The sequence below is a fragment of the Hymenobacter jeongseonensis genome (assembly GCF_015694725.1).
Taxonomy (GTDB): Bacteria; Bacteroidota; Bacteroidia; order Cytophagales; family Hymenobacteraceae; genus Hymenobacter; species Hymenobacter jeongseonensis.
Genome location: NZ_JADQDQ010000003.1, coordinates 521,556 through 547,429, shown reverse-complemented (window position 1 = coordinate 547,429; position 25,874 = coordinate 521,556). Strand labels below are relative to the sequence as shown.

Below are 25,874 nucleotides of genomic sequence, written 5' to 3'. Positions count from 1 at the left end.
ACCTCCAAAAAACGCAGAAATGAGGCCATACCGTTGAGTTCTTCCCTCTAGAAGTCGCAAAGGTGAAGCGGCGGTATTAACGTGGGATTGGAAAGAAATTAGAACTTTCTAATGTGGTCCAACCCCACGTTTTGACCCCTAATTTTCAGAGCTACCCATAGTAAACACAGTGCTTTCGCAGGCCTTTAGCCAGCGCTTGGCCCCTCTCAGAGCCACAGGCGAAACTCCGTGCCCTCGCCCAGCACCGAATGGGCTGCCACACCGCCGCCGTGCAGCTCCGCAATGCGCTGCACCAAGCTCAGTCCCACGCCGTTGCCGCTGATGCGGGACCGCACGGCCTCGGCTCGGTAAAACGGCTCAAACACGTGCGGTAGCGCATCGGGGGCGATGCCGAGGCCGGCGTCGCGCACGGTATAGGTGTAGCCGTCGGGGCCAGCGGCGAGGCTGGCGTGCACGGCCGCGCCAGTGGGCGAGTACTTGCAGGCGTTGTCGAGCAGGTTGACCAGGGCCAGGGCCAGCAATTCGGCGTGGGCCGGGGCCTGGCATTCTTCCACCGCGTCGGGCAAGTGCAGCTCGATGGTGGCGGCCGGGTAGCGGCGCTGCACGGCCTGCACGGCATCGAGCAGGGGCTCGGTGAGTAGCACGCGCGTCAGGGGCAGGTCGTGGGCGGGTTTTTCCTGGCTCAGCTCGGCCAGCAACAGCAGGTCGTTGGTGAGCGAGATGAGGCGCCGCACTTCTTCGGTGGCGGAAGTAAGCGCGGCGCGCAGCTCTTCCGGCCGCTCGTCGTAGGCCCGGGAAATGTCAAGTGTGCCCAACAGATTGGCCAGCGGCGTGCGCAGCTCGTGCGAGGCCTGCCACACAAACGTGCGGTTCTGGGCCACTGTATCGGCCAGGCGGGCGAGCAGGCCATTAAATTGGGCGGACAGGCGGGCCAACTCGTCGTGGCCGTTGCCGGTTGAGAGTCGTTGGTCCAGGGTGCGCGAGGAAAGCGCCTGTATTTCCTGGCTGAGCTGTTGCACCGGGCTCAGGGCGCGGCCGGCAAACAGGTTGGCCAAAGCTACCACCAACGTCAGACCCAATATATTGCTGATAAGCAAATTGTTGCGCAAACGCACCAGCCCCTCCCGGCCAAATCGGTCTTCTGCCGTGACGATGACCACGAACCGCTCGTTGCCTTCCTTCGTGTAGAGTGCCACGCCCCACGCCGGCCCGTGGCTGAAAACCGCTCGCCCAGCAGTGCGCGCCCGCCGCAGCAAGCGGGCCGAGACAACCAAATCAGGATTGGGGCGGCTGGCGTAGACCCGTTGGTTAGCGTCGTTGTAGATGGCTTCGTACTGGTTTTCCTGAGTCAGCAGCAGGAGGGCGTCGGTGGGCTCCAATCGGTCGTGCCGGCGCACGTACACCTTGGCCGTCGCCTCGGCCTTGCGCAGCAGCAGCCCCTCAAAAATGCCCCGCTGGCTGCTGCGCTCAAAGAAATAGACGCCGCACGACACCGCCGCGACCAACGCCAGCATCAGGCCGGCGAAGAAGAGCGTAAGGCGGGTGCGAATGGTCATGCAAGCAAATGGCGGGTAGGCAATTGGGCAGCAGTAGCTGGCTGTTTATTCGCGCAGCACGTAGCCCATGCCCACCACCGTATGGATGAGCTTGGGCGCAAAGTCTTTGTCAATCTTGCGACGCAGGTACGTGATATACACGTCGATAACATTGGTATTGGTATCGAACTTCAACTCCCAGACTTTTTCGGCGATGTCGACCCGCGACACCACGTGGCCTTGGTTTAGGAGCAGGTATTCGAGCAGCGCGTATTCCCGGGCGGTGAGGGCAATGGGCCGGCCGGCCCGCTCCACGCGCTTGGTGGTGAGGTGCAGCGTGAGGTCGGCCACGCTCAGGGTGCGGCCGGGGCCGGCATCGTGGTAGCGCCGGTAGAGGGCGCGCACCCGCAGCAGCAACTCCTGGAATTCAAAAGGCTTCACCAGGTAGTCGTCGGCGCCCGCGTCGTAGCCCTCGGTTTTGTGGCCAATTCCACCCAGGGCCGTCAGCAGTAGAATAGCCAGTTGCGGCAGTTCGACCCGCAAGCGGCGGCACACTTCAAAGCCGTTGAGTTGGGGCAGGCTGACGTCCAAAATCACCAAATCGTAGTCTCCCCGCAAGGCCATACTCAGGCCAAGCTGGCCATCAAAAGCAGTTTCGACCCAATAGCCTTCGCCCTCCAGACCCTTACGCACGAATGAGCTGAGCTTGGCTTCGTCTTCGACCAGTAGAATCTTCATAGAACAGCAGCTTGCGCGAAGGAGCGCAAAGGTAGCCAGCATCCTACCGTATGTGGCAGCCCCAAGAGCCTGCTGCCTAATGTCAAGCTTGAGGTAAGATGTGGTGGAGAATTTAGTTAAATGCTCTTGGCGGTTACAAAAGTCCCGACTGGTTAGGCGCAGTTCGTGAAGGAAGGATGTAATGCAAAAACTAAGTACCTCGAACAAGAGGTTAATCGTTTTCGGCGTTCCGAGCGGGTTTTGCCCTATAATTCCTATCGCCGGGTCGCGTAATTGGTAAATGGGATGGTTCTCTGCAAAGAAACACGGGCACCCTACGGTCGTACCGAGCAGCCCTCGCTCGACCCATTGGCATTTTTCAAGTTGGTGTTCGTATGCTTGCTGCAAAAGCACTTCTCGCGTTTCCGCATCAGCACCAACGGCGGGCAGTGCATTTCGTGCGGCAACTGCTCCAACGTGTGCGAGATGGGCATCGACGTGAAGCAATACGCCCAGCGCGGCGCGCCCATCATCCGGGCCGCCTGCGTAGGCTGCGGCCTGTGCAGCACCGCCTGCCCCCGCGGCGTTCTCAACCTGGAAAACGGGCCCCGTGAAGGGCGCTACCAAGGCTCGCAACTGATTCATGCGGATTCTTTGCGGATTCTTTGCGGATTCGTTGCGGATTTTGAGCTGATTTAAGCAGGGTAAACCGACTGTAACCCGCTGGTAAATTGGAGTTATCTTCTCACTATAATTTTCGCAGTACCCCCGACTTAGAAATCGTGGTGATTTGCTTCGACCAACTCAGTCACCCGAATGTAATAAATCGACAGAGCGGGCTCCCACTGAAAAGTAAAGCCGTGCACGAAACTCATCCTTGTTGAAGGTTTCGTGAACTTTGAATCGTAGACCAGTTTCTTAAACTCCTGCAATATCACAGTGACTTATTAGCCGCTTTGCACTGGGCTCATTCTATTCGTTCAGCGAAAGGAGCCTTTTATTGTCCCGGCGCCGAAGCATACAATAATCTAAGTACCTCGTAGTTTAGCAGCGGGCTTTTCTTCCGGGCCCGTCATAAACATGATACATAAAGTACAATTATGCTCTTTGGGGCTGCTACTGGCCGGTTCGGGTCTGCTGCCCTGCGCCGCTCAGACGGCCTCGGTCCCGGCCCCCGGGCGCTTCTACGTCGGCGCCTCCTTCATCCGGAAGGAATACCTCGTGTACTCGGACGCGCGGCGGTACACCCAGCAAGCCCGGCCGTGGGAAGCGGTCGCCGGCGTCCAAGTGACGCCGAACTGGGCGCTGCAGGTGGGTTTCGCGAACCGGGTCAGCCGCAGCAGCCCCACCCCGGGGTACTATGGGGAAGACGGGCAGCTCATTGGGGACGTGCAGACGACGTATCGCATTACCGCTCTGCCGGTGCTGGTGCGCTACACCGCCCTGCGGGAGCGGCACACGGGGCTGCAGCTGGACGTGGTCGGCGGCGGCACGGTGGCTTTTTCCAGCATTGAAGAGCACTACCTGGGTTTCGTTGGGGGGCCGCCCGTGGTGGAGCAGACCTTCACCGAGCGCACGACCCAGAAGTACGTCACCGCCGGGTTGGGGGTGCGCTACCCCTTAGGACGGCACGTGGAGGGAGTGCTCGATTGGGCCTATAGCCGCAACCTGGCGAGTATGCCGACGGAGCAACGTAAAGGGTTTACGGGCAATAAATACGGCCTGACCCGCGCCGTGGGCTTGGGCCTGACGTACCGTTTTCACGGCTTCAAGAAGCCGGCCGCTTCCTAAACGGCCGGTGAGGTGCCCGTTCAGTCGACAGGCCCCGTCGCGTTGCAGTAGCCCCTCCGCGGTCCAGGTTACTCCGACGCGGGGGGGCGATGCAATTGGTAGGCCACGGAAAAGAGGCCCTGGCGCAAGGCTTGGCGGTAGCCGTAGGAGTTTCCTTGGTACTGCAGGGTCTTGGTGAACGGGGTCAGGTTCTGCTCGTAGCGCACCTGCAGGTCAACCCGGCCGGCCTGGTAGCCCACGCCGACCTGGCCCAGCAGCTGCCAGGATTCGACGCTGCGCGACAAGCGGTTAAAGAGTTCGGTCACGGGCCGCGTGGGGTCCACCGGCACCGCCCGGTCGCGCCGGTTATAGGCCACGCCCGGTCCCAGCATCAAATACGTCCGCTGGCTGGTGCGCACCCCGCCCAAGCCGACGAGGTCGAGCCGGCGCAACGGGTGTCCGAAGGGTTCCTGGTTCGGGTAAGCGTCTCCGGGCTTGTAGTACTCGATAAAGTAGCCATGGCCCCGGGAGGAGGTCAGCGCTAGTTCCGGCTGCACAAAGTAGCGGGAGGCGCCGAGCTGCCAGCGCGCAAACAGGGAGAGGCGAAACCCCACCTCGTCGTAGGGGCTGGTGTCCCGGGTCCGCAGGACGTAAATCCCCACCTGGGCGGGCGGGCTGGCGAAAGGCGTCTGCGTCACGTTCAGGCCCAGGCCCACCCCGAAGGTTTCCAGGCGCGGGCTTAGGTCCCTCGGTGCGGCGGACTGAGCCCGGCTTAGTGCTGCAGGAAGCAAAAAAGCCAGGCCTAACAGGCCAACAAGTAGACGGTTCACGGTAGAAGAGAAAGGGGCGCGAAGAAAACAACCGCGTAAGGCGATTGCACAGTCGTGAAAGATAGGTGTCATACTATGGACTTCACTCGGTGCTGGGCAATGCGGTTTAGAAAAACAGTGGTTCAAATAACATTCCAAGCACTTCAAACTCTGGTAGTAATTATTCACAACCAAAATAAGACTGGATAATAGCTCCACTCTTCAAAGTTTATCGCAAAAAATCCAGCAGCGCCTTATGAAACGGCGCTGGCGCTTCCAGATGTGGAATGTGGCCCACCTTATTCAGCTCCACCAGCTTGGCGCCTTTAATCTGGGCGGTGGTATGGCGGCCTAATGCTGGGTACTGCCCCATTCGAGCCAACACGTTGGGGTCTTTGATTAAGCCTTTGCCCACTACCGTGCGGTCTTCCTGGCCGATAATCAGCAGCGTGGGCACCGCAATCTGGGTGAATTCATAGCTCACCGGCTGCTGGTAAATCATCTCAAACGTGAGGGCGTTGGCTCGGGCCACTTTCGGAAAGTCGGGGCTTTTGGTTTGGGCAGCCAAGGGCAGCAGCCACTGGTCGTGGGCGGCTGGGTAGCCGTTTGGATAGTACGTTGCGTGGTACTTGCGGATGCTGGCCTCGGTGCTTTTGGCCTCGGAGGCTTCAGCTTGGTCTACGCTTTGAAACGGCACGCCCACACGGTAATCTTCCAAGCCAATGGGATTTTCGAGCACCAGCTTTTCGGTGCTTTCCGGGTACATAAGTGCGAAGCGGGTGGCCAGCATCCCGCCCATGCTATGGCCCAGAATAACAGCTTTCTGCACGCCCAGCGTATCAAGCAAGTGCTTCGTGTTGCGGGCCAGTTGATGAAACGAGTAATGGATATCGGCCTTGTCCGACTTGCCAAAGCCAATCTGGTCGGGGACCACCACGCGGAAACCGGCTCCGGCAAGGACTTTAATAGTTTCGCGCCAGTATGCCCCGAAGAAATTTTTGCCGTGCAACAGCACCACGGTTCGGCCATTGGCTTTGGCTGTAGCCGGCACGTCCATGTAAGCCATGCGCAACGCCTGGTCTTCCAGCTTCAGCGGCAATTTTCTGACCGGAAACGGGTATTCGTATCCGTCCAGCGTAGCATTCAAAGTCGAATTTTGGGCCTGGAGCGTGGTTGCCACCAGGAGCACCGGGCACAGCAATAGGAAAACAAATCGGGGCATAATGAAAAGTAAGGACCTCCGTCCAAGCTAATGTTAATGCTTGTTTTCAAGCTGTTGCTTCAAAATTGCATTGCGAGCCTGAAGGAACTTGGTTAGATAACGGGTTAGAAATAAACGGTTAAAGCATTGACCTATGATGCCAGCCGGGCTACTAAAATCGAACACGTCCCGCACGCGGGTACCCGTGGGCGTTGCTTCAAAGTAGTGGTCGTGCCACAGGGTGCGAAACGCCCCACGCACCAACTCGTCGCGAAAATGATGAGGTGCCGACGTGGCCGTGATTCGCACCGTTAAGTGCTGCCTAATCCCAAAATGCCGGCCCTCCCACGTCACCACGTCGCCCAATTGCAACTGGGCAGCAGCCGGCCCGGCAATCACTTTTTCGCCGGTTTGCTGGGCAGATTCCAGATGCGCCTGCACGTTCAAGGCCAGCGCATAGCAAGCTTCTGGCGGCGCCTGCACATGCATTTCTAACTCAATGCGCGGCATAGGAGCTCAATAATTAAGCCGGCAGCCCTTCCAATACTTCCTTGGTTTTGCGCACGTGGTCGGTGGCGCCGCTCAGGGAGTTGAAGATGTAGCGAATGATGCCCTTGTTATCAATCACATACGTGACACGACCCGGCAACAGGCCCAGCAATGCCCGGGGCACTTCGTAGAGCTTGCGCACGTCGCCCTTCTCATCGGCCAGCAGCTGAAACGGCAGGTTGTGCTTGGCTGTAAATTTTTGGTGCGACTTTTCGCTGTCGGAACTGATGCCGACTACCTCAGCGCCCAGGTCTTTAAAGTCCTCGTACTGGTCGCGAAAGCTACAGGCCTGGGCCGTGCAGCCGGGCGTATCGTCCTTGGGGTAGAAGTACAGTACCACGTGACGACCGCGCAGCGACGAAAGTTGAAACTTCTCGCCGGTGGTGGTATTCAACGTAAAATCGGGAGCGGGTTGGCCTACCTGGAGCATGGTTGAGTGGAATGAATTACAGCCGCAAAGGTGCGGCACCGCGCTGCTTTACGGCGGCGGCGACATCTTTGTGGTGCGGTTGGCAAGTGCTGTCCGGTTTCTTACGCTGTGGCGGTCCGGCCCCGCGTCCCTTTTTCATGTCCCAGCCCCGCATCAGCGTCATCATTCCGGCTCATAATGAAGCCAATGCCATTGGCCTGGTGCTGGCCGAAATCCCGGCCGGCCTGGTCGAAGAAGTTGTGGTGGTTGATAACAATTCGACCGACGACACCAGCCACGCGGCCACGGCCGCCGGGGCCACCGTGCTGCACGAGGCCCGCCCCGGCTACGGCTATGCCTGCCTGGCGGGCATGGCCTACGTCTTCGGCAAGCCCCAATCCGAGCAGCCCGATATCGTCGTATTTCTCGACGGAGACCATTCCGATTACCCCGAACAAATGCCTGAGCTGCTGGCTCCCCTGCTCGAAGGCACCGCCGATATGGTCATTGGCTCGCGGGCGCTGGGCGTGCGCGAACGCGGGGCGCTGCTGCCGCAGCAGCGCTTCGGCAACTGGCTGGCCTCCCGCTTATTGCGCCTGCGCTACGGCGGCACCTTCACCGATTTGGGCCCTTTCCGGGCAATTCTCGCCCCCGCCTTACTCGGCCTGCATATGGAAGACAAAACCTACGGCTGGACGGTGGAAATGCAGGTAAAAGCCGCCCGGCAGGGCCTGCGCACCGTGGAAGTGCCCGTGCGCTACCGCAAGCGCATCGGTACCAGCAAGGTATCGGGCACGGTGCGCGGTACCATTGGGGCGGGCTACAAGATTTTGTGGACCATTTTTCGGTATTGGTAAGCTCCCGGCGGCCCCGTTTTCTGCTACTTTTTAGCAAAGTTTCTCTGTGTTGTTGGTTTTTTGTTTCTGCTCCTGATGCCGCTGCTGCCCCTTTTTCTCGTGGTGGTGTACGGCCTGTGCCTGCTCTTCATTGTTTGCTTCAGCCTGGGCCAGTGGCAGCTTACACGGTTGGCGCTACGGGCCTACGCCGGGCCGCCCGCCCTGCCGCCACCCGCCCCGGCCGCGTGGCCCCGCGTCACGGTGCAGCTGCCGCTTTATAACGAGCAGAATGTAGTGGAACGCATCATCGACGCCACGGCGGCCCTCGATTATCCGGCTGGGCTGTTGCACATTCAGGTCCTGGACGACTCCAACGATGCCACCGTGGGCCTGGCCGCGGCCCGCGTAGTGCACCACACGGCGCAGGGCCTGCGCATCAGCCACGTGCGGCGGCTGAACCGGGAAGGCTACAAAGCCGGGGCCCTACGCCATGGCCTGACCGAAACCGACGGGGAATTCATTGCCATTTTCGACGCGGACTTTGTGCCGGAGCCCGATTTTCTGCGCCGCACCGTGCCCTACTTTTTGCAGGACGCCGCCGTGGGCGTGGTCCAGACCCGCTGGGGCCACCTCAACCAACACGAGTCGCTGCTGACGCGCCTGCAAGCATTTGGTCTCGATGCCCATTTTCTCATCGAGCAGGTGGGGCGCACGTTCGCCGGCTTTTTCATCAATTTCAACGGGACAGGCGGCATCTGGCGCCGCACCTGCATCGACGATGCCGGCGGCTGGCACATCGACACCCTCACCGAAGACCTCGACCTGAGCTACCGCGCCCAGCTGCGCGGCTGGCGCTTCATCTACCGGCCCGAAATCGTGGCGCCCGCCGAACTGCCGGCCGTGATGGACGCGCTCAAGTCCCAACAGTTCCGTTGGACCAAGGGCGCGGCCGAAACCGCCCGCAAGCACCTGGGCACCATGTGGCGCTCGTCGCAGCCGCTGGCCACCAAGCTCCAGGCCAGCTTCCATCTGCTCAACAGCAGCGTGTACGTCGTGATAATGCTGATGGCGCTGCTGAGCGTGCCGCTGGTATTTGTACGCGAGGACTACCGCGAATTCAAGTTCGTATTTCAGCTGGCTTCGGTGTTTTTGGTGGGTTTCGCGCCCCTCATCTACTACTACTACACGGCGTGGCGGCTGGCCCAGGGAAAATCGAGGCTTTATCCGGGCTTTTTTCTGCTGTTTTTATCAGTCTCCATGGGTTTGGCGCTGCACAATGCGCGGGCCGTTATCCTGGGTTGGATGGGCCAGCGCACCCCCTTCGTGCGCACACCCAAGGCCGGCAGCAGCGGCCGTACCAAGCGGCGCTACCGTACCGGGGGCGTCGGGTTTCTGGTGCTGCTGGAAGGCCTGCTGGCCGTTTACTTCGCCTTTGGTCTCGGGTGCGGCATTTACTTTGGCGATGCCGGCCTGCTGCCCTTTCATACCCTGCTCACGTTCGGCTTTGCGGCGGTGTGCTATTATTCGGTGCGCCACGCCCGGTAGGGCTATTTTCAATTATTCGTGCCAGTGGCCATCAAGCTCCCCTCTTTGTCGCAGCTAGCCGCCCTGGTGGCTTCGGGAGCGGCGTATTGGGGCTTGGCTTATGCTACACCCCGGGCACATTTCGGGCAATTGGTCGGCCTGTTTGGGGTGGCTTTGCTGGCGTATGTCTGGCTGCTCCGCAGCCGGCTGCCGTGGCGCTGGGGGCTGGCGGCAGCCTTGATATTTCGGCTGCTCTGGCTGCCCGCCGTGCCCGCCCTTTCCGATGATGCCTACCGCTTTCGCTGGGACGGGCTTTTGGTTGCCAGCGGGGTCAACCCCTTCCAATTCCGCCCCGCCGAACTCATCGCCGACGGGGCTCGCACGGCCATAAAAAACGAGGCAACCCGCGCTAAACTGCTGCCCGAACTGCAGCAGCTCTACCGCAAGCTCAATTCGCCGCAGTACTACTCGGTGTACCCGCCCGTGTGCCAGTACCTTTTTGGGGCCGCCGCGTGGTTATCTCCAACTTCATACGCGGGCTTCGCTTTCAGCCTACGCGGCGTGATTCTCGCCGCCGAAATAGCCACAGCGTGGTTGTTATGTGCTTTGCTGCCGGCTTTGGGATTTCCCGTGCCGCGCGCTCTGGGCTATCTGCTGCATCCGTTGGTAATTGTAGAACTAACCGGAAATCTTCATTTTGAAGGCGTGGTTTTCTGCTTTCTGCTACTGGCGCTCTGGTTGCTGAGTCGCGGGCGCTGGCGGGCCTCGGCGTTGGCGCTGGGACTGGGCGTGGCCACCAAATTGCTGCCGCTGCTGGCGTTGCCGCTGCTGGCGCGTCGCTTGGGCTGGCGGCGCTTCGCAGGGTATTCCGTGCTGAGCCTGGGCACCGTTGCCCTACTTTTCAGCCCGTTTCTTTCGGCTGATTTGTTCATCAACATCAGCCGTAGCCTCACCCTCTACTTTCGCAGTTTCGAGTTCAATGCCAGTGTGTATTACGTGCTGCGGCCCATCGGCATCTGGCTTACTTCTTATAATGAAATTGCCATTATCGGCCCGGCCCTGGCGCTGGCCAGCGGGTTGTTTGGGCTGGGGCTGGCGTGGCGGGAGCGGCGCCCGCGCCTGGTCTCACTGCCTCAGATGCTGCTGTTCCTGCTCACCGCATACTACGCCCTATCCACCACCATCCACCCTTGGTACCTCACGCTGTTGGTGGGTCTGAGCGTGTTTTCTCGGTTGTGCTACCCGCTGGTTTGGGGCGGCGTGGCCGTGCTGTCCTACTCGGCATACCGTTCCAGTACCTACACCGAAAACCTGTGGTTGGTAGCACTGGAATACACCGTGACGTTTACCGTGTTGGGAGTAGAACTCTATCAGCAATTCGCGGCTCGCAAGCGCGGAGCAGATTCAACGAACGAGTTGCTGACCAGCGACTGATTGTTGGAAATTGCTTGCCACTGCCCTCAATGGTCAAGGCCGATGAAATGGGTAGGGCTCTGGGATTACGAAGCGCGCCATGTAGCCAAGTCGTCGGCCGTATCCACGTCGTGCAGCGCGGGCAGAAGGGCCACCCGGCAGCCCAGGCGCTCGGCATCGGCCACGGTATCGGCCAGCACCGAAGCGGTGCTCCATTGCTTGTTCAGGAATAATTCGGGCCGGGGCTGGCGCATGCCCAGCAGGTAGTAGCCGCCGTCGGTGGCCGGGCCCAGCACCACGTCGTGCTGGTTCAGCAAGGCAAACGCCTGGGTCAGGTGCGCGTCGCGCAGGCCCGGGCAATCGGTGCCAATGATGGCCACCCGCTCGGCCCCGGCGCTAAACGCCGCCGCAAACGCCGCCGTCATGCGCTGGCCCAGGTCACCGTCGGCTTGGCACTGCGCCGGAAGCCCGCCCCATTCCTGGGCTTCGGTTTCGGTGGGTTCGGGGCCGGCGGTGCCAGCCAGCCAGACGGTGGTGGCCACGCCCGCATCCAAAACGGCCGTGCGCGTGATGCCCAACAGCTCCTGGTAAATAGCTAGCGCGGCCGGCTCGCCCACCCCGGCGGCCAAGCGGGTTTTCACTTGGCCCAGCGCGGGCACGCGGGCAAAAATAAGCAAATGGGCCTTTTCATGGCAGTCATTGCGCTTGGTCGGGGAATTACTCATACACTTTGCGTCCATTTTTCAGCCACGGGCTCCACAGGGCCGAGTACGGGTGCACGTCACGGGTGAGGCCCTGGGCGTTGTAAACGGGGTTGTTTTGGTTGACCCACTCAAATAGTCCGCCGTATAAATTGCGCACGTTCTTGAAACCCAAGGCCTGCAAACGCTCCCCCAGCCGCTCGCTACGGTAGCCCACTGAGCAGTACACCACCACCGGCTGGCGACGGTCGAGCCCCACAAACTGCTCTTTAGCCAGGGAATCGTAGTTCACAAACCGGGCGCCGCGCAAATGACTAACCTTGAATTCGGCCGGGCTGCGGGCATCCAGCAGTTGTGGCTTCACGGGTTTGCTCAACTCTTTCGCTAGTTCGGCAGGCGCGATGGTGGGCACGGTGTTGCGGTACAGAGCTTGCAGCATGCGGGCATAAGGCGCGCTGGTTTTGCCGGGTTCGGTTTGGCCGCAGGCCGTGAGCGCAAACAAGCTAAAGCAAGTAAAGGCGGCGCGTTTTAATGCCATTGGTTGAAGTATGGAGTGATGCTTGGGTAGCAAAAAGGCGTTGCGGAGGTCCGGCCCTGCAATGCCATCGCGCGAAGTATTGAGTGAAATATCCTGTAGCGGGACCGCGCTACTCGCCCCTGGGCGGGATGCGGCGGACGCGGATGTTCACATGCTCCCCGTCTTCGGAAGTGGTGGGAATGATGTGAATTTGGTCGGCTTCGTCGTAATAATTAGCCAAACCCCGGACAATTCCGACGGCAAGTCCGCCCATGCGGCGGTCCGAAACATATTCAATCACCAGTTCATTGGGCCCGATTCGGGTAACATCGAGAACCGGGGGCGAGTTCTCGGTGTGTTCTTTCCGCACTTGCTTGTGCATGGTGAGTTCGGTGTGCTCAATCATGTCCAACGTCTTCCACTCGGGCCGCAGCAGGCGTTGGTACATATACATCAGGTCGGGCACCAGGTATTCGCCAAATCGTTCGTGCAGCTCGCCGGCTGAAACGCCGGTCATGGCCGAGGCGTGGCCGACCAACGCATAGATGTATTCGTCGGGATACACCGTTTTGTGGTCGAACTCCACCTTGCTGATGCCCGACAGCTCCATGAGCGTCACCCACGTACTGTGGTCGTACTGGGTTTGCACGTAGCGTTTCAGCAAAATGATAATGGAACCGTGCATTTGACAATTAGAAGGACTGAAACAAATAACGTGGATAGTAAAATTACCGCCCGCTAGCCGGTTCGGCTAACAAGCGGTAATTAATGACAACCTGCTGACAGCAACCTTGAGCAGCGAAATCAGCTAATCCGGCTGCCGGTATGGCTAAATGTTGCCGACCACGGTCATGGTGCTGAGAGTTGGGTTGACGCTGCCGCCGGCGGGCTCTACCGTCATGGCAAACGCCTGGGCACTGGCAATGTCTTTCATGGCTTGCAGGCCTTCGCCCGTGGCCGTAGCCGCGGTGAGCACGCCGGCATCTACGGGCTTGCCGTTGTCGAGGGCCCAGAGCTGGTATTGCTGGCCAGCGGGCAGCGCCGGCAGGCTTTTCACGTCCACGTAAACCTTCTTGGTGGCGGCATTATACAGCACGCGGGCCTTAGCCAACGGTGCGGTTTTGGTGCCCGCCAGGGCCACGGCGCGGAATTCATCGCTCCGCAACACTTGGTTTTCCTGGCGCAGGCTGCCGAGCTGCTTATCCATCACCTGAGTGGTGGTGGCAAAACGGGCTTGGTTGTCTTGCAAGGCCACGAGGTCGGCGCTGGCGTCTTTCCAGCGGGAGTAGAACAGGGCGTTGGCCGCTAGGCTCAGGATGAGGGCGACAGAGGCGGCCATGGCCCAGGTGGACCGGCCGGCTGGCGCAGCCACAGGGGCCGACGACATGGGGCGAATAACAGCTTCGGGCGCAGTGCTCACGGGCGCGGCAGCTGCAGTAGAGGCATTGGGCTGAGGAGCGGCATTGGCTTGCGCCACGGCGTCAACGTCGGTGCGCAGGGAGCTCGTTGGGGTTGCAATTTGGGCCAGCACATTGCCCAGCACCCGTTCGCGCATGCCGGCGGGCGGCGTGATGGCGTGGGCTTCGGCGTAAAAACCCAGTGCTTGTTGTATTTGCAGCAACTCTTCGCGAATCTCGGGGTGGTGGGCAGCGTGCGCTTCAACCTCCGTCTGTTCGGCGGGCGTAAGTTCCCCGAGCACGTATTGCTCTAGGATGCCCGATTCTATATAGTCTTGGATGTTTTCCACGGTTGGTTCAGCGAATAAGTTTGCTAAGGACTTTGATGGCGGTGCGGGCGCGGGTTTTCACCGTTCCCAGAGGAATGTTGAGCTCCTCGGCCACCTCACTTTGGGTGAAGCCCTCGAAATAGAGCAGGTCGATAATCTGGCGCTGCTCGGGAATCAGTTTTTGAGTAATTTCCTGCAGGCCAATGTGCTCCGGGCGGAAGGTCGTGGGCGCGGCTTGGCGCTGCGCCGTCAGACTATCATCCAAACCCTGAGTGCGGCTACCTACGCGGTGCTGCCGGGAGCGGATTTTATCGATGCTGAGATTTCGGCAAATGTTGAGCACCCACGTGAAGAGCCGCCCCTTGCCTGGGTCGTAGCTGGCAAAAGCATGCCAGATTTTAACCAGGGCTTCCTGCAGCACGTCCTCGGCCTCGTCCTCGGCTTTCACGATGCGGAAGATGACGCCGTAGAGGGCCGCCGAGTACCGTTCATAGAAGAGGGTCATCGCCGCCTCGTCGCGGGCTTGCAGCCGCCGGACAAGGTCTGCCTCGGCGGCAGGTGGTAGGGAAATAAGGGAGATATCGGACACGGGAGTGACAGAAAGTGAATGATGAAGCCCAACCGGCCTCATGCTAAGCGCACGAAAATACAGTAACCTGGGCAATCGGCGCCACACGGCGCGGCACAGCGTAACCATAGTGCCCCTGCGTAAGTTGAAGCGAAGGCAAAATCGGGGCCGCCCGCGCTGGAGTGCGGGGCCAACCGACGCTTACTTTTAAGCCGTTGCGGCAGGGCCGGCTGCCGTTTTTTCTCTCCTCTTCTCATGCCCATCGAATCCTACAACCCGCATACGGGCCGCGTGCTGCGCCGTTTCTCCGCTTTTTCCTGGGCTAAAACCGAGCGCATCCTCGGCCAGGCCCACCACGCGGCAGCCAGCTGGCAAGCCACTTCCTTTGCCCATCGGGCCAAGGTGCTCCGCGCTGCCGCCGCGCTGCTGCGCGAACGCCAGCACGATTTGGCCCGCCTCATGGCCCTGGAAATGGGCAAGCCCGTGGCCGACGGCCGCGCCGAAGTCCTGAAATGCGCCACCTGCTGCGAGTACTACGCCGAACACGCGGAAGGTTTTCTGGCCGATGAAATCATCAAAACCGACGCCCGCCGCAGCTTCATCAGCTACCAGCCGCTGGGCGTGGTGCTAGCCGTGATGCCCTGGAACTTCCCACTTTGGCAAGTGGTGCGGTTTGCCGCGCCGGCCCTTATGGCCGGCAACGTGGGCCTGCTCAAGCACGCCTCCAACGTGCCCCAATGTGCGCTGGCCCTCGAAAAAATATTTCACGACGCGGGCCTGCCGCCGGCGTGTTTTCGCACCTTGCTCATCGGGTCTGACTTGGTAGAAAAGCTGCTGACCGACGACCGGGTGCGCGCCGCCACCCTTACCGGCAGCGAAGGCGCCGGGGCGGCGGTGGCGGCCATTGCCGGGGCCCAAATCAAAAAAACCGTGCTGGAATTAGGCGGCTCCGATGCCTTCATTGTGCTGGCGGATGCGGACATTGCCTTGGCCGCCAAAACCGCAGCCCAGTCCCGCATGATTAACAGCGGCCAGAGCTGCATTGCCGCCAAGCGCTTCATCGTGGAAAAGCCCGTGCTCAAGGACTTCATCAATCAGCTGAAAACGCATTTGCTGGCCCTACGCCCCGGCGACCCGCTCGAAGAATCGACGCAGTATGGCCCGCTGGCCCGGCCCGATTTGGCCGATGAACTGACCCAACAAGTAGCCGATTCGGTGGCCCAGGGTGCTAAAGTGGAGCTATTTGGCGGGCAGGCCAAGCCCGGCACCGCCCTGTTCCGACCCGTTATTTTATCAAATGTCAAGCCCGGCCAGCGGGCGTATGCCGAAGAGTTTTTCGGCCCGGTGGCGCTGGTACTGGAGGCTAAGAATGCCGACGACGCCGTGCGCCTGGCCAACGACTCGCGCTTCGGCCTGGGCGCCGCCGTGTGGACGGCTGATGCCCAAAAAGGGGAAGCCATGGCCCGCCAACTGGAAAGCGGCGCCGTGTTCGTGAACGGCCTCGTGAAATCCTCGTCGGAGCTCCCGTTTGGCGGCGTCAAAAAATCCGGCTACGGGCGGGAGCTGTCGTATTTGGGCATCCGCGAGTTCGTAAACCAAAAGTCAATTTGGATTGGCAAAGAAGCCGTTGCAACAGCCAAAACGGAGTAGCGACGCAGCCTTAGCCGCACGCCGTTTTTCTACAAATAGCCCATGGCTTTGTAAATGAGCCATCCGGCGATTTCGTGCACCAGCAGGCTCACGTTTTCGAGGGCACCGGGGTTGGGCAGCAGCCAATAATCGGGCGTATTCCCCCGGTCGGAGCTGCGGTAGCCGGCGGGAAATGCTACCGGCTGAAGCCCCACTTTGCGAAAGCAACCCAAGGCCCGCCGCTGATGAAACGCGGAGGTGACGAGTACCAACGAGTCGATATCCGGGTAAGGTGCCAGCAGGCGCTTGGTAAACAGCGCGTTCTCCCGGGTGTTGCGGCTTTGGTCTTCCAGCATGATGGCACTGTTTGGCACCCCGGCCAGGCGCAGCAGCGTGGCGAGTTCCGCCGCTTCGGTTTGGCTCTTTTTAACGACTGCACCCGAGCCACCGGAGATGATGATGCGCCGCACCCGTCCTGCCCGGTACAGCCACAGGGCATTGGTCAGGCGGTCGGCCCCCGGCCCGAGATACACCCGGTCGTGCGGCGATTTATTAACAGCGGTGATTCCGGTGAGTAGCACGGCCGCATCGGCGTGAGTCGGCAACGCGGCCAGCGCCACCGGCGCTTGCTCCCAAGCCAGCAAGGCCTCGTTCACCAGCGCCGAGTTCGTGGTAATCAGGAGCAAAGCCGTCGCGGCCACCAAAAACTGCCGCTTCCGGCGCGGCTGGCGGGCCACCAACGCCCCCAGTAGCAAGGCCAACAGCCACACCGTGGGGAGCAAAACGAAGTCGAGAATTTTGGAAAGCAGGAAAAACAAGGCGAATTTTTGAGTAGTCGTGAACCAGCAGACTCCGGTCTTGCTGAGCGCAGTCGAAGCATCTCGCGTGCTGTAACTAATCCTTACGATTGGTTTACTACCACACGCGAGATGCTTCGGCTGCGCTCAGCATGACGTTCTTTAATTTAACCAACTGTCGTCCCCTACTTCGCCAGCATCAGCTCCCGAATGTATTTGACGGGGGCGCTGCCGTAGCTCAGGAATTTTTCGTGGAAGGCTTTCAGGTTAAAATCCTTGCCTTGTTTCTGCTTGAGCTCTTCGCGTAGGGCATAAATTTCGGTGTAGCCCGTGAAATAGCTGCTGAGCTGCACCTGGCTCAGGGTGGCGCGCAGCCACTTGCCGCGGGCTTCGGCTTCTTCCTGGAAACCGTCGCGGCGCAGCAGGGTCACCACCTCGTTTTCGCTCATATTATCCACCTGAATGGCGTGGTCGATGACGGTATTGAGGGTCACGCGCATGTTCCACTTGTCCCAGAGCAGCCACATTTCGTCGGAGTTGTTGCCATAGCCGTTTTCCAGCATCATGCGCTCGGCGTACACGGCCCAGCCCTCCACCATGGCGCCGTTGCCGAAGATGCTTTTCACCAGCGAAGGCGAGCGGTTGGCGTACACCAGCTGGGTGTAATGGCCCGGAATGGCTTCGTGAATGTTCAGGATTTGCAGCGTGTAATCGTTGTACTCGCGCAGGTAGCTTTCGGCCTGGGCGGGCGTCCATTCGGCCGGAATCGGCTCCACGTTGTAGTAAGTATTAGCGCCCTTGTCATAAGGGCCGGGAGCCGATACGCTGGCGCCCGCGCCGCTGCCGCGCATGTAGAGCGGGGTTTCGCGCACCACCAGCGGCTTGCTGGGGTCCTGGGTGAGCAGTTTTTTATCGTTCACGAACGCCACCAACGTTGGAATCTGGCGCTTCACAGCGTCCACGAAGCCATCGCGCGGGGCGTGCTTCAGGGTGAGCTGATTGACAACGGCTGTAATTAGAGCCAGAGTGTCTTTGGGCGCAGCCTGCTCCGGGAAGTACTTGGGATAGAGCCGGGCGGCGCGACGGCCCATGTCGTGCAGCAGTTCGGCCTTGTGCTTCAGGGCCTGCTCGTATATCTCAGTGGCCGTGAAATGCGACTGAATATCATAGGCAAACTTCTGGTCGTAGAGCGTTCTGCCGATGCGGAACGAGCGGAATTTGCCGGCCGTCAGCACGTCGTTTTTCAGGTAATCCATGTAGCCCTGCACGGCGGCGCGGGTGGACGTCACGCGGTCCGTAAAGGTCTTTTTCTCGGCTGCGGACAAGCCGGATTTCTGAACCGAATCGGCCAGGGCAGCCCCGAACACGGCGAGCCCGCCGGCATTTTGCTTAATGGCTAGCTCCGTGTGCTCGCGGGTGGGGTTGCTGAGGTTGGCTTTGGCCGCCGCGTAGTATTCGGCGGCGTGGCTGATTTTGTCGGAGATGTTGCGCAGTCGCCGGTCGAGGGGAAAATAGCGGCCATTGAGCAAGTCGCCCACCGAGGCGCCGAGGTTGTAGCTGGCTGGGTTCCACTGCCAGTTTTGGAGGGTATCGGCGTACCAGCGCTGGGCGCGCAACTCATTGCGCAGCAGGCGCAGGTCAATCTGGTTATTCGGCGACAGGCTATCTAGCCCAAAGGAGCTCATGGCCGCCAGGTATTTGCGCGTAAATGCTGCGTCGCTCTGCCGCTGGGCAGCATTGGGAATCACCAGCAACGAATCGTACTTGTGGTAGCCCTGGCTGGAAGCATAATCGGGGCTCTGCCGCCACAGGGCTTCAATGAATTTGCCTTTGAAGGCATCAAACCGGGCATCGGTGCTCGAAGCGACATCGGTGCCGGAATTGTCGGCTGGGGAACAACTGGCTATGGCCAGGGCCAGCAAAGGCAGGTAACTGAATTTCATGAAAGGGGCGTGAATGACGGCTTTTTTTCTAAGTTGCCCAGTAGGCAGGGGCTGTAAAGGAACAGCGCAAAACTGATACGTTGCAGAGCCAGGCAGTAGGTTTGTCTGCTACTACGGCTCGGCCGTACAAGCTCCACATATCCTCCTGCCTCCGCCCCATGCAAACCACCCGCATCGAACATGATTTTTTAGGCGAACGCCAGCTGCCCGACACGGCGTATTACGGCATTCAAACCCTGCGCGCGCTCGAAAACTTTGCCATCACGGGCATTCCCATCAACACCGAGCCGCTGTTTGTGCAGGCGCTGGCGTATGTGAAAAAAGGGGCCGCGCTGGCCAATATGGAGCTGGGCGTGCTGCCCGCGCCCATAGCCGAAGCCATTGCCGCGGCCTGCGACCGAGTGGCGGCCGGCGAGTTTGATAATCAATTCCTGACCGACATGATTCAGGGCGGCGCCGGCACGTCGGTGAACATGAACGCCAACGAAGTCATCGCCAACGTGGCCCTCGAAATCATGGGCAAAGCCAAGGGCGAGTACCAGTACTGCCACCCCAACAACCACGTCAACTGCTCGCAAAGCACCAACGACGCCTACCCCACGGCGTTCCGCATTGCCCTCAACAACAAGCTGGTGGGCTACCGCGAAACATTGGGCCAGCTGGCCGATGCGTTTGCCGCCAAAGGCGAGGAATTCCGCAACGTGCTTAAAATGGGCCGCACCCAGCTCCAGGACGCCGTGCCCATGAGCATGGGCGACGAGTTCCGGGCCTTCGCCACCAACCTGCGCGAGGAGCTCCTGCGCATCGACGACTCCCGGCGCCTCATCGACGAAATCAACATGGGCGCCACCGCCATCGGCTCCCGCGTGAACGCGCCCACCGGCTACCCCGAGCTTGTGACCGAGCACCTGCGCGCCATCACGGGCCTGAACCTGATTTTGGCCGGCGACCTGTTTGAGGCGACCTACGACACCGGGGCGTACGTGCAGCTGTCGGGCGTGCTGAAACGCACGGCCGTGAAGCTCTCCAAGATTTGTAATGACCTACGCCTTCTGTCCTCCGGCCCACGCACCGGCATCAACGAAATCAACCTGCCGCCCTTGCAGCCCGGCTCCAGCATCATGCCGGGCAAGGTAAACCCCGTGGTGCCCGAGGTGGTGAACCAAACAGCATTCTACGTTATCGGGGCCGACCTAACGGTGACTATGGCGGCCGAGGCCGGCCAGCTTCAGCTCAACGTGATGGAGCCGGTGATTTCCTTCGCCCTGTTTACCTCCATTTCCTACATGACCAATGCCTGCCGCACGCTCCGGGACAAATGCGTAGTGGGCATCACGGCCAACGTGGCCCACGCCGAGGCCATGGTGCGCAACAGCATCGGCATCGTCACGCAGCTCAACCCGGTGATTGGCTACGAGGCTTCAGCCGAAATTGCCAAGGAAGCCCTGCTCACCGGCAAAACCGTGCACGAAATCGCCGTCACGGAGCGCGGGCTCTTGACCCAAGATAAATGGGATGAAATCTTCACCTTCGAAAACCTGATTCGCCCGGTGTTTATTCAGTAATTCAACTGGTGCCCTTCAACTCTGCTGAGAACCCCTCCTTCATTAATAATAACCCGTCATGCAGAGCGCAGCGAAGCATCTCGCGTGCAATAAGTAATTAGTGGTAGCACGCGAGATGCTTCGCTGCGCTCTGCATGACGTTCATAATTTCTACACAACAACTCCAACTCAACCCTTTCCCATGCGCCGCCTTCTACTCCTCGCTTTATTCCTTCTGACCACAACCGCGGCCTCTGCTGCCAAAGTCGATACGCTGGCCATTCCCAGCGCGGCCATGAACAAGACCTACCGCGCCGCCGTGGTGCTGCCGGCCTCCTACGCCAAGAATAAAAAGGCGAGCTACCCCGTGCTCTACCTGCTGCACGGCGCCTACGGCCACTTTGCCGACTGGCTAAAAAGCACTCCCGACAAGCAGCTGGTGCACCGCCTGGCCGACCAGTACAACCTAATCATCGTGCTGCCTGAGGGCGAAACCTTCGCCTTCTACCTCGACAGCCCCGTGAATCCCAGCAGCCAGTTCGAAACCTACCTGACCAAGGAAATAATCCCCAAAATCGACCAGACCTACCGCACCATCCGCGACCGTAAGGGCCGCGTCATCAGTGGCCTGTCGATGGGTGGACACGGTGCCCTCTATCTCTCGGCCCGCCACCCCGACCTCTACAGCGCCGCCGGTAGCATGAGCGGTGCCCTCGATTTGCAAACCATCAGCCGCAAGCTCACGCCCGAAGCAGCCGCCCAGCGCGCCCAGCTCTGGGCGCCCGTGCTCGGCTCCGAAACCGCCAACCCCGAACGCTTCGCCGCCAACTCCGTGGTAAACCTCGTGGACCAGATGCAGCGCAACGGCCTGCCCCTCATTATCGACTGCGGCATCGACGACGGCCTCATCGACATCAACCGCGAAGTACACCGCCGCCTGCTCTACAACCACACCCCCCACGACTACACCGAGCGCCCCGGCGCCCACACCTGGGAATACTGGCAAAACGCCCTGCCCTACCAGGTGCTGTTTCTGCATCAGGTGCTAAAGGCCAACGGGGCGGTGGCGCTGTAGCGTGGACTCTGCGAGTCCGCGTATCCGCCGCGCCCCTCAGAACGATACCCGAACAAATTCAGAACGGCGCGGGCGACACGCGGACTCGCAGAGTCCACGCTACAGGCAAACGCTTCCCGAACTTCCCGCCCCTAAAAGCGTTTCCCTGCCAGTACCCTTGCAGCGCCCCATGCCCACCCAGTCCCTCCACGAAGCCTCATTCACCAACACCCTCGTCGAAACTCTCCGCGGCGAGGACACCCCCACCCCCGGCTCGCGCCAGGTGCCCGGCTACACCTACTCCCGCGTGCAGCCCACCCCCGTGGCCGACCCGCGCCTGCTGGCCTGGTCCTACGAGCTGGGCCAATTCCTCGGCCTCTCCACCCCCGCCGAGCGCGGCCCCGCCGTCGATACCCTGGCCGGCAACCTCGTCACCGTCACCATGAAGCCTTTTGCCGCCCGCTATGCCGGCCACCAGTTCGGCAACTGGGCCGGGCAGCTCGGCGACGGCCGCGCCATCTCGCTGGGCGAGCTCCGTGCCACCGACGGCCGTACCTGGGAGTTGCAGCTCAAGGGTGCCGGCCCCACACCCTACTCCCGCCGCGCCGATGGCCGGGCCGTGCTCCGCTCCTCCCTCCGCGAGTTCGTGTGCAGCGAGGCCATGCACTACCTGGGCGTGCCCACCACCCGTGCCCTAAGCCTGGTAGCCACCGGCGACACCGTGGTGCGCGACATGTTCTACAACGGCAACCCCCAAGCCGAGCCCGGCGCCATTGTGTGCCGGGTGGCGCCCACCTTCATCCGCTTCGGAAACTTCCAGATGATGGCCGCCGCCGGGGAGCTTGACAACTTGCGCGCCCTCTCCGACTACACCATCACCCATTTCTACCCCGAGCTCGGCTTGCCTTCGCCCGAGGTGTACGTGGCGTGGTACGAGGAAATCTGCCGCCTCACCGCCGTTATGGTGGCCCACTGGATGGCCGTCGGCTTCGTGCACGGCGTGATGAATACCGACAACATATCTATCCTCGGCCTCACCATAGACTACGGCCCCTATGGCTGGCTCGAACCCTACGACCCCGACTGGACGCCCAACACCACCGACTTCGGCCACCGCCGCTACGCCTTCGGCCAGCAGCCGCAAGTGGCCCTCTGGAATTTGGCCCGCTTGGCTGAAGCTCTGGCCCTGCTGGTGGGCGACGTGGAAAAAATGCGCCCCGGCCTCGATGTGTATAAGTCGACTTTCGAGAGCACTCGCCATCAGCTATTCCTGAAAAAGCTGGGCCTTACCAGCCTCAGCCCCACCGAAGACGCGCAACTGCTCGGCGACCTGCTCGAAGCCTTGGCTGAGTCCGAAGTCGACATGACCATTTTCTTCCGCCAGCTTTCGCACACGGCCCCTGCCCTGCTGGCCGCGCCCGACCCCGAGGCTACTGGCTTCACCCAGCTGCTGGCCGCTGCCACCTACGTGCCCCTGCCCAGCCCCACGCATGCCGCGTTGCTGAACTGGCTGCCGCGCTACATCAACCGGTTGCGCCAGGAGCCCACCACTCCTGCGGCAATTACAGCCGCAATGCTCCAGGCCAACCCCAAGTACGTGCTGCGGAATTACCTCGCCCAACAAGCCATTCAATTTGCCGAACAGGGCGACCTCACCTACCTGCACAAGCTGATGGCGGTGCTCAAAAAGCCTTTCGACGAGCAGCCCGGGCACGAAGAATTCGCCGCCAAACGCCCCGACTGGGCCTGGGACATGCCCGGCTGCGCCACCCTTTCCTGCAGTTCCTAGCACAATGTAGCGTGGCCCCTAACATAAACGGCCGTCATGCCGAGCGCAGCGAAGCATCTCGCGTGCTATCACTAATCAATACGATTGGTTACTACCACACGCGAGATGCTTCGCTGCGCTCGGCATGACGGGATAGGATGGTTCGTGTATGCTTGAAGCCGTTTAGTGCCTTCCAATAACTACACACCTGCGGGCATACATATCTTCGTCCCATGTATCGCCCATCCCTGCTCATCCTTGCATTTGCCCTGCTCGCCTGCTCGCAGCAATCCGCCGAAAACACTACTTCGCGGCAGCAGCCCGCCGCAGCCCGCCAGCAGTCCGCACTAGCCCCATTTCCCGAAACCTTTGAAACCGGCAGCAAAGGCGCATATGCCGAAGCCGACGAGCCCCTGGCCACCGGCTCCTGGAAATTTGCCGAAGCCTTGGTGGGCAACAGCCCCCAGGACCATAAGAACGGGGAGCGGGCCGCTCGCCTGCACAACCTGGGCCGTATCCGGATGAATTTCGACGTGCCCGCCGGCGTGCAGCGCATAAGCATCAGCGCGGCGGCCTATGGGCAGGACGACCCCAGCACCTGGGAGCTCTGGCTGAGTCGCGACGGCGGCCGCAGCTACCAGCAAACCGGGCAGCGCATCACTACCCGCGGCCCTCAGCTCGTGCCCCACGTTTTTGAGGGCGTCGCCAACCAGTCCATTCGCCTGGAAATCCGCAAGACCAGCGGCCAAAACGCCCGGCTCAATATCGACGATATTCGGCTAGAAACCGCCCAAGGCGCCGCCGTGGCAGCGAATACGGGGGTAACCGGGGGCTATTTTGAGAACCGCACCAGCACCCAGCCTACGGCTCCTGCGCAAGCGCCCACCGCCCGCACGACGCAGCCTTCAACGGGCAGAACGCAGGCGCCCACGTCACCTTCCGACAACCTCGCCCTCGGCAACCCGAGCGGCGCCACCTCCGACCCGGCCAATGCGAGCAACTACCTGCTGGTGCATCCCGAATTCACTATTGGTTACCACGCGGCCCGGGGCATTCCGACCTGGGTGAGCTGGCACGTGGGCCGCGGCGACCTGGGCAAAGCGCCCCGCCAAAACAACTTTAGGCCCGATGCCGCCCTGCCGCGGCAGTTTTACCAGGTGAGCGCGGCTAGCTACAGCCGCTCCGGGTTCGACAAAGGCCACAACTGCCCCAGCGGCGACCGCACCGCCGACCTCGACGCCAACTCGGCCACTTTTCTGATGACCAACATGGTGCCCCAAGCGCCGCAAAACAACCAAAAAACCTGGGCCAGCCTCGAAGAATACGGCCGCGCCCAAGTGCAGCGTGGGCAGGAACTTTACATCGTGATGGGCAGCTACGGCCGCGGCGGCACCGGCGCCAACGGCTTCGCCCAAACCATCGACCAAGGCCGCGTGACGGTGCCCGCCCGCATTTGGAAAGTCATGGTCATTATGCCCGAGGGCCAGAACGACCTCCAGCGCCTAGCCACCGAACCCAGCGTGCGCGTGCTGGCCATCGACACGCCCAACGACAACGCGGTGAGCCCCGACTGGCAGCAGTACCTCACGTCGGTTGATAAGCTGGAAGCCGCCACGGGCCTCGATTTGTTGAGCGCCCTGCCCCGTGAGACCCAAGCCCGCCTGCAAAAGCTGGTGGATGGCGGAAGAGTGCAGTAAGTGAGTCGCGGCCCCCTTATGCATCGCCTCATTCTCTACTGCATTGCCTTGGTTTGGCTGGCCAATGGCTTGCTCTGCAAAGTGCTGGCGCTGGTGCCGCGCCACGAAGCCATTGTGGCCCGCATTCTGGGGCCCGCTCATGCCGGGGTGCTTACGCGGCTGATTGGGCTTTCGGAGATTGGCATGGCGCTGTGGGTAGTCAGTCAGATTCAGCGCCGGTGGTGCGCACTGGCGCAAATCGGGCTTATTCTGTCCATGAATTTGCTTGAAGCTTGGCTGGCCCCCGACCTGCTTTTGTGGGGCCACGCCAACGCGGTTTTTGCCGCATTGTTCTGCTTGCTGATTTACTGGCATACATTTACCGCCGCCCGCCTCTCCCCGCGCTAACTCCCACTATGCTGTCCTGGCTGAAAACCCATCCGTTTGCGGTAGAAGCGTTTATTGAGCACTCCCTGGTGCTCACTTTTGCCGCGCCGGTGGCCGAAATCCAAGCCTTGCTTCCAGCGCCGCTGGTGGCCGATTCCTTTGCCGACCGCTGGGGTTTCTTGGCGGTGGCGCTGGTGCAAACCCGGAATTTGCGCCCTAAAGGGTTCCCAAGCTGGCTGGGCCAAGACTTCTATTTGATTGGCTACCGCGCTTTCGTGCGCTACCCCGCGCCCAACGGCAAGCGGCTACGCGGCCTGTACATACTGGGTTCGGAAACCGATAAGCCCCGCATGTCCGCGTTAGGCAATGTCTTTACGCATTACCAGTATACGACCACCGACATAGTGCGGCAGCAAATAGGCGGAGGTTTCGAGGTGAACTCCCAGCAATCGGATTTGCACGTTCGATTGGCTCCCGCCAGCTCAGCCGTGCCCCTGCCGCCAGCGTCCCCCTTTGCCACTTGGAGTGAAGCCCGCCGCTTCGCGGGGCCTTTGCCCTTCACCTTTTCCATTGATGCCGGCTCACCCCGCATGCTGATTGTGGAAGGCGTGCGCCAGCACTGGGAGCCCCAACCTGTAGCTGTTGAAAGCAGCCACGTAGGCTTTTTCACGCACCTGAAGCTTAGCAGCTTGGTTTTGGCCAATGCCTTTGCTCTGCAGGATGTGCCCTACCACTGGAAGAAAGGTCGTACGGAACAATGGCGCCGCTAAGAAAACCACTCCAGGGACTGTGGAATGTGGT

At 60.9% G+C, this 25,874-nt stretch carries 24 protein-coding genes and 1 pseudogene; 12 read left to right on the top strand and 13 right to left on the bottom strand.

The features are described 5' to 3' along the window. Positions 1 to 206: 206 nt before the first annotated feature. Complete coding sequence (locus I2I05_RS09375; protein ID WP_196281965.1) at positions 207 to 1,556, bottom strand: sensor histidine kinase; 1,350 nt, start codon at positions 1,554 to 1,556, stop codon at positions 207 to 209. A gap of 45 nt (positions 1,557 to 1,601) precedes the next feature. After that, positions 1,602 to 2,273 (bottom strand): response regulator transcription factor, encoded by a 672-nt coding sequence (locus I2I05_RS09370; protein ID WP_196281964.1) that lies wholly within the window; start codon positions 2,271 to 2,273, stop codon positions 1,602 to 1,604. A gap of 384 nt (positions 2,274 to 2,657) precedes the next feature. On the opposite strand from I2I05_RS09370, the pseudogene I2I05_RS09365 reads away from it, so the two are divergent. Together I2I05_RS09365 and I2I05_RS09360 are read left to right on the top strand one after the other, a co-directional pair. After that, positions 2,658 to 2,951: pseudogene (locus I2I05_RS09365) on the top strand (4Fe-4S binding protein); the annotation flags it as partial. Positions 2,952 to 3,332: 381 nt separating this feature from the next. Beyond that, the gene (locus tag I2I05_RS09360) at positions 3,333 to 4,043 is read left to right on the top strand and encodes an outer membrane beta-barrel protein (protein WP_196281963.1); all 711 of its coding nucleotides are present in this window, start codon (positions 3,333 to 3,335) and stop codon (positions 4,041 to 4,043) included. 68 nt (positions 4,044 to 4,111) lie between these two features. On the opposite strand, the gene I2I05_RS09355 is transcribed toward I2I05_RS09360, so the two are convergent. From I2I05_RS09355 to I2I05_RS09340, 4 genes are all read right to left on the bottom strand, one after another. After that, on the bottom strand, positions 4,112 to 4,852 hold the full coding sequence (locus tag I2I05_RS09355) for a hypothetical protein (RefSeq protein ID WP_196281962.1): 741 nt from the start codon (positions 4,850 to 4,852) through the stop codon (positions 4,112 to 4,114). Positions 4,853 to 5,060: 208 nt separating this feature from the next. Beyond that, positions 5,061 to 6,053, bottom strand: a complete 993-nt coding sequence (locus I2I05_RS09350; protein ID WP_196281961.1) for an alpha/beta fold hydrolase — start codon at positions 6,051 to 6,053, stop codon at positions 5,061 to 5,063. 33 nt (positions 6,054 to 6,086) lie between these two features. Further along, positions 6,087 to 6,542 (bottom strand): SRPBCC family protein, encoded by a 456-nt coding sequence (locus I2I05_RS09345; protein ID WP_196281960.1) that lies wholly within the window; start codon positions 6,540 to 6,542, stop codon positions 6,087 to 6,089. A gap of 13 nt (positions 6,543 to 6,555) precedes the next feature. After that, complete coding sequence (locus I2I05_RS09340) at positions 6,556 to 7,011, bottom strand: peroxiredoxin (RefSeq protein ID WP_196281959.1); 456 nt, start codon at positions 7,009 to 7,011, stop codon at positions 6,556 to 6,558. A 137-nt stretch (positions 7,012 to 7,148) separates the two neighbouring features. Here I2I05_RS09340 and I2I05_RS09335 point away from each other — a divergent pair, with 137 nt between their 5' ends. From I2I05_RS09335 to I2I05_RS09325, 3 genes are all read left to right on the top strand, one after another. Continuing rightward, positions 7,149 to 7,847, top strand: coding sequence for a glycosyltransferase family 2 protein (locus I2I05_RS09335; protein ID WP_196281958.1), 699 nt, complete (start codon positions 7,149 to 7,151; stop codon positions 7,845 to 7,847). Between the two features lie 75 nt (positions 7,848 to 7,922). Beyond that, the gene (locus I2I05_RS09330; protein WP_196281957.1) at positions 7,923 to 9,371 is read left to right on the top strand and encodes a cellulose synthase family protein; all 1,449 of its coding nucleotides are present in this window, start codon (positions 7,923 to 7,925) and stop codon (positions 9,369 to 9,371) included. A gap of 24 nt (positions 9,372 to 9,395) precedes the next feature. After that, positions 9,396 to 10,784 carry a glycosyltransferase 87 family protein gene (locus tag I2I05_RS09325; protein WP_196281956.1) on the top strand — a complete coding sequence of 463 codons (1,389 nt, stop codon included), beginning with the start codon at positions 9,396 to 9,398 and terminating at the stop codon, positions 10,782 to 10,784. A gap of 65 nt (positions 10,785 to 10,849) precedes the next feature. On the opposite strand, the gene I2I05_RS09320 is transcribed toward I2I05_RS09325, so the two are convergent. From I2I05_RS09320 to I2I05_RS09300, 5 genes are all read right to left on the bottom strand, one after another. Beyond that, positions 10,850 to 11,488 (bottom strand): TIGR04282 family arsenosugar biosynthesis glycosyltransferase, encoded by a 639-nt coding sequence (locus tag I2I05_RS09320; RefSeq protein WP_196281955.1) that lies wholly within the window; start codon positions 11,486 to 11,488, stop codon positions 10,850 to 10,852. After that, on the bottom strand, positions 11,481 to 12,002 hold the full coding sequence (locus I2I05_RS09315) for a rhodanese-like domain-containing protein (RefSeq protein ID WP_196281954.1): 522 nt from the start codon (positions 12,000 to 12,002) through the stop codon (positions 11,481 to 11,483). Before I2I05_RS09315 ends, I2I05_RS09320 begins: the two co-directional genes overlap by 8 nt. A gap of 109 nt (positions 12,003 to 12,111) precedes the next feature. Continuing rightward, positions 12,112 to 12,666, bottom strand: a complete 555-nt coding sequence (locus I2I05_RS09310) for a heme NO-binding domain-containing protein (protein WP_196281953.1) — start codon at positions 12,664 to 12,666, stop codon at positions 12,112 to 12,114. A 144-nt stretch (positions 12,667 to 12,810) separates the two neighbouring features. Continuing rightward, the gene (locus tag I2I05_RS09305; protein ID WP_196281952.1) at positions 12,811 to 13,728 is read right to left on the bottom strand and encodes an anti-sigma factor; all 918 of its coding nucleotides are present in this window, start codon (positions 13,726 to 13,728) and stop codon (positions 12,811 to 12,813) included. 7 nt (positions 13,729 to 13,735) lie between these two features. Then, positions 13,736 to 14,296 carry an RNA polymerase sigma factor gene (locus I2I05_RS09300; RefSeq protein WP_317192335.1) on the bottom strand — a complete coding sequence of 187 codons (561 nt, stop codon included), beginning with the start codon at positions 14,294 to 14,296 and terminating at the stop codon, positions 13,736 to 13,738. A gap of 234 nt (positions 14,297 to 14,530) precedes the next feature. Here I2I05_RS09300 and I2I05_RS09295 point away from each other — a divergent pair, with 234 nt between their 5' ends. Beyond that, complete coding sequence (locus tag I2I05_RS09295; protein ID WP_196281950.1) at positions 14,531 to 15,925, top strand: NAD-dependent succinate-semialdehyde dehydrogenase; 1,395 nt, start codon at positions 14,531 to 14,533, stop codon at positions 15,923 to 15,925. 29 nt (positions 15,926 to 15,954) lie between these two features. On the opposite strand, the gene I2I05_RS09290 is transcribed toward I2I05_RS09295, so the two are convergent. Both I2I05_RS09290 and I2I05_RS09285 read right to left on the bottom strand, forming a co-directional pair. Further along, complete coding sequence (locus I2I05_RS09290; protein ID WP_196281949.1) at positions 15,955 to 16,722, bottom strand: YdcF family protein; 768 nt, start codon at positions 16,720 to 16,722, stop codon at positions 15,955 to 15,957. 164 nt (positions 16,723 to 16,886) lie between these two features. Beyond that, positions 16,887 to 18,644 (bottom strand): DUF885 domain-containing protein, encoded by a 1,758-nt coding sequence (locus I2I05_RS09285; protein ID WP_196281948.1) that lies wholly within the window; start codon positions 18,642 to 18,644, stop codon positions 16,887 to 16,889. Positions 18,645 to 18,802: 158 nt separating this feature from the next. Here I2I05_RS09285 and aspA point away from each other — a divergent pair, with 158 nt between their 5' ends. From aspA to I2I05_RS09255, 6 genes are all read left to right on the top strand, one after another. Next, positions 18,803 to 20,209, top strand: coding sequence for an aspartate ammonia-lyase (gene aspA, locus I2I05_RS09280; protein ID WP_196281947.1), 1,407 nt, complete (start codon positions 18,803 to 18,805; stop codon positions 20,207 to 20,209). A 181-nt stretch (positions 20,210 to 20,390) separates the two neighbouring features. Further along, the gene (locus tag I2I05_RS09275; protein WP_196281946.1) at positions 20,391 to 21,263 is read left to right on the top strand and encodes an alpha/beta hydrolase; all 873 of its coding nucleotides are present in this window, start codon (positions 20,391 to 20,393) and stop codon (positions 21,261 to 21,263) included. Positions 21,264 to 21,432: 169 nt separating this feature from the next. Next, positions 21,433 to 23,031: a protein adenylyltransferase SelO gene (locus I2I05_RS09270; protein ID WP_196281945.1), complete on the top strand. Its 1,599-nt coding sequence runs from the start codon at positions 21,433 to 21,435 to the stop codon at positions 23,029 to 23,031. Between the two features lie 212 nt (positions 23,032 to 23,243). Then, on the top strand, positions 23,244 to 24,707 hold the full coding sequence (locus tag I2I05_RS09265) for a DNA/RNA non-specific endonuclease (protein ID WP_196281944.1): 1,464 nt from the start codon (positions 23,244 to 23,246) through the stop codon (positions 24,705 to 24,707). An 18-nt stretch (positions 24,708 to 24,725) separates the two neighbouring features. Next, positions 24,726 to 25,094, top strand: a complete 369-nt coding sequence (locus I2I05_RS09260) for a DoxX-like family protein (RefSeq protein ID WP_196281943.1) — start codon at positions 24,726 to 24,728, stop codon at positions 25,092 to 25,094. An 8-nt stretch (positions 25,095 to 25,102) separates the two neighbouring features. Further along, a complete protein-coding gene (locus I2I05_RS09255) occupies positions 25,103 to 25,843 on the top strand; it encodes a DUF2071 domain-containing protein (protein ID WP_196281942.1) in 741 nt (246 codons plus the stop codon). Positions 25,844 to 25,874 lie beyond the last annotated feature (31 nt).

Coding starts and splice junctions, on each gene's coding strand:
- I2I05_RS09330 (WP_196281957.1), top strand. CDS start 7,923: ATGCCGCTGCTGCCCCTTTTTCTCGTGGTGGTGTACGGCCTGTGCCTG.
- I2I05_RS09345 (WP_196281960.1), bottom strand. CDS start 6,542: ATGCCGCGCATTGAGTTAGAAATGCATGTGCAGGCGCCGCCAGAAGCT.
- aspA (WP_196281947.1), top strand. CDS start 18,803: ATGCAAACCACCCGCATCGAACATGATTTTTTAGGCGAACGCCAGCTG.
- I2I05_RS09270 (WP_196281945.1), top strand. CDS start 21,433: ATGCCCACCCAGTCCCTCCACGAAGCCTCATTCACCAACACCCTCGTC.
- I2I05_RS09350 (WP_196281961.1), bottom strand. CDS start 6,053: ATGCCCCGATTTGTTTTCCTATTGCTGTGCCCGGTGCTCCTGGTGGCA.
- I2I05_RS09275 (WP_196281946.1), top strand. CDS start 20,391: ATGCGCCGCCTTCTACTCCTCGCTTTATTCCTTCTGACCACAACCGCG.
- I2I05_RS09260 (WP_196281943.1), top strand. CDS start 24,726: ATGCATCGCCTCATTCTCTACTGCATTGCCTTGGTTTGGCTGGCCAAT.
- I2I05_RS09340 (WP_196281959.1), bottom strand. CDS start 7,011: ATGCTCCAGGTAGGCCAACCCGCTCCCGATTTTACGTTGAATACCACC.
- I2I05_RS09360 (WP_196281963.1), top strand. CDS start 3,333: ATGATACATAAAGTACAATTATGCTCTTTGGGGCTGCTACTGGCCGGT.
- I2I05_RS09310 (WP_196281953.1), bottom strand. CDS start 12,666: ATGCACGGTTCCATTATCATTTTGCTGAAACGCTACGTGCAAACCCAG.
- I2I05_RS09255 (WP_196281942.1), top strand. CDS start 25,103: ATGCTGTCCTGGCTGAAAACCCATCCGTTTGCGGTAGAAGCGTTTATT.
- I2I05_RS09315 (WP_196281954.1), bottom strand. CDS start 12,002: ATGGCATTAAAACGCGCCGCCTTTACTTGCTTTAGCTTGTTTGCGCTC.
- I2I05_RS09265 (WP_196281944.1), top strand. CDS start 23,244: ATGTATCGCCCATCCCTGCTCATCCTTGCATTTGCCCTGCTCGCCTGC.
- I2I05_RS09370 (WP_196281964.1), bottom strand. CDS start 2,273: ATGAAGATTCTACTGGTCGAAGACGAAGCCAAGCTCAGCTCATTCGTG.
- I2I05_RS09335 (WP_196281958.1), top strand. CDS start 7,149: ATGTCCCAGCCCCGCATCAGCGTCATCATTCCGGCTCATAATGAAGCC.
- I2I05_RS09285 (WP_196281948.1), bottom strand. CDS start 18,644: ATGAAATTCAGTTACCTGCCTTTGCTGGCCCTGGCCATAGCCAGTTGT.
- I2I05_RS09295 (WP_196281950.1), top strand. CDS start 14,531: ATGCCCATCGAATCCTACAACCCGCATACGGGCCGCGTGCTGCGCCGT.
- I2I05_RS09320 (WP_196281955.1), bottom strand. CDS start 11,488: ATGAGTAATTCCCCGACCAAGCGCAATGACTGCCATGAAAAGGCCCAT.
- I2I05_RS09375 (WP_196281965.1), bottom strand. CDS start 1,556: ATGACCATTCGCACCCGCCTTACGCTCTTCTTCGCCGGCCTGATGCTG.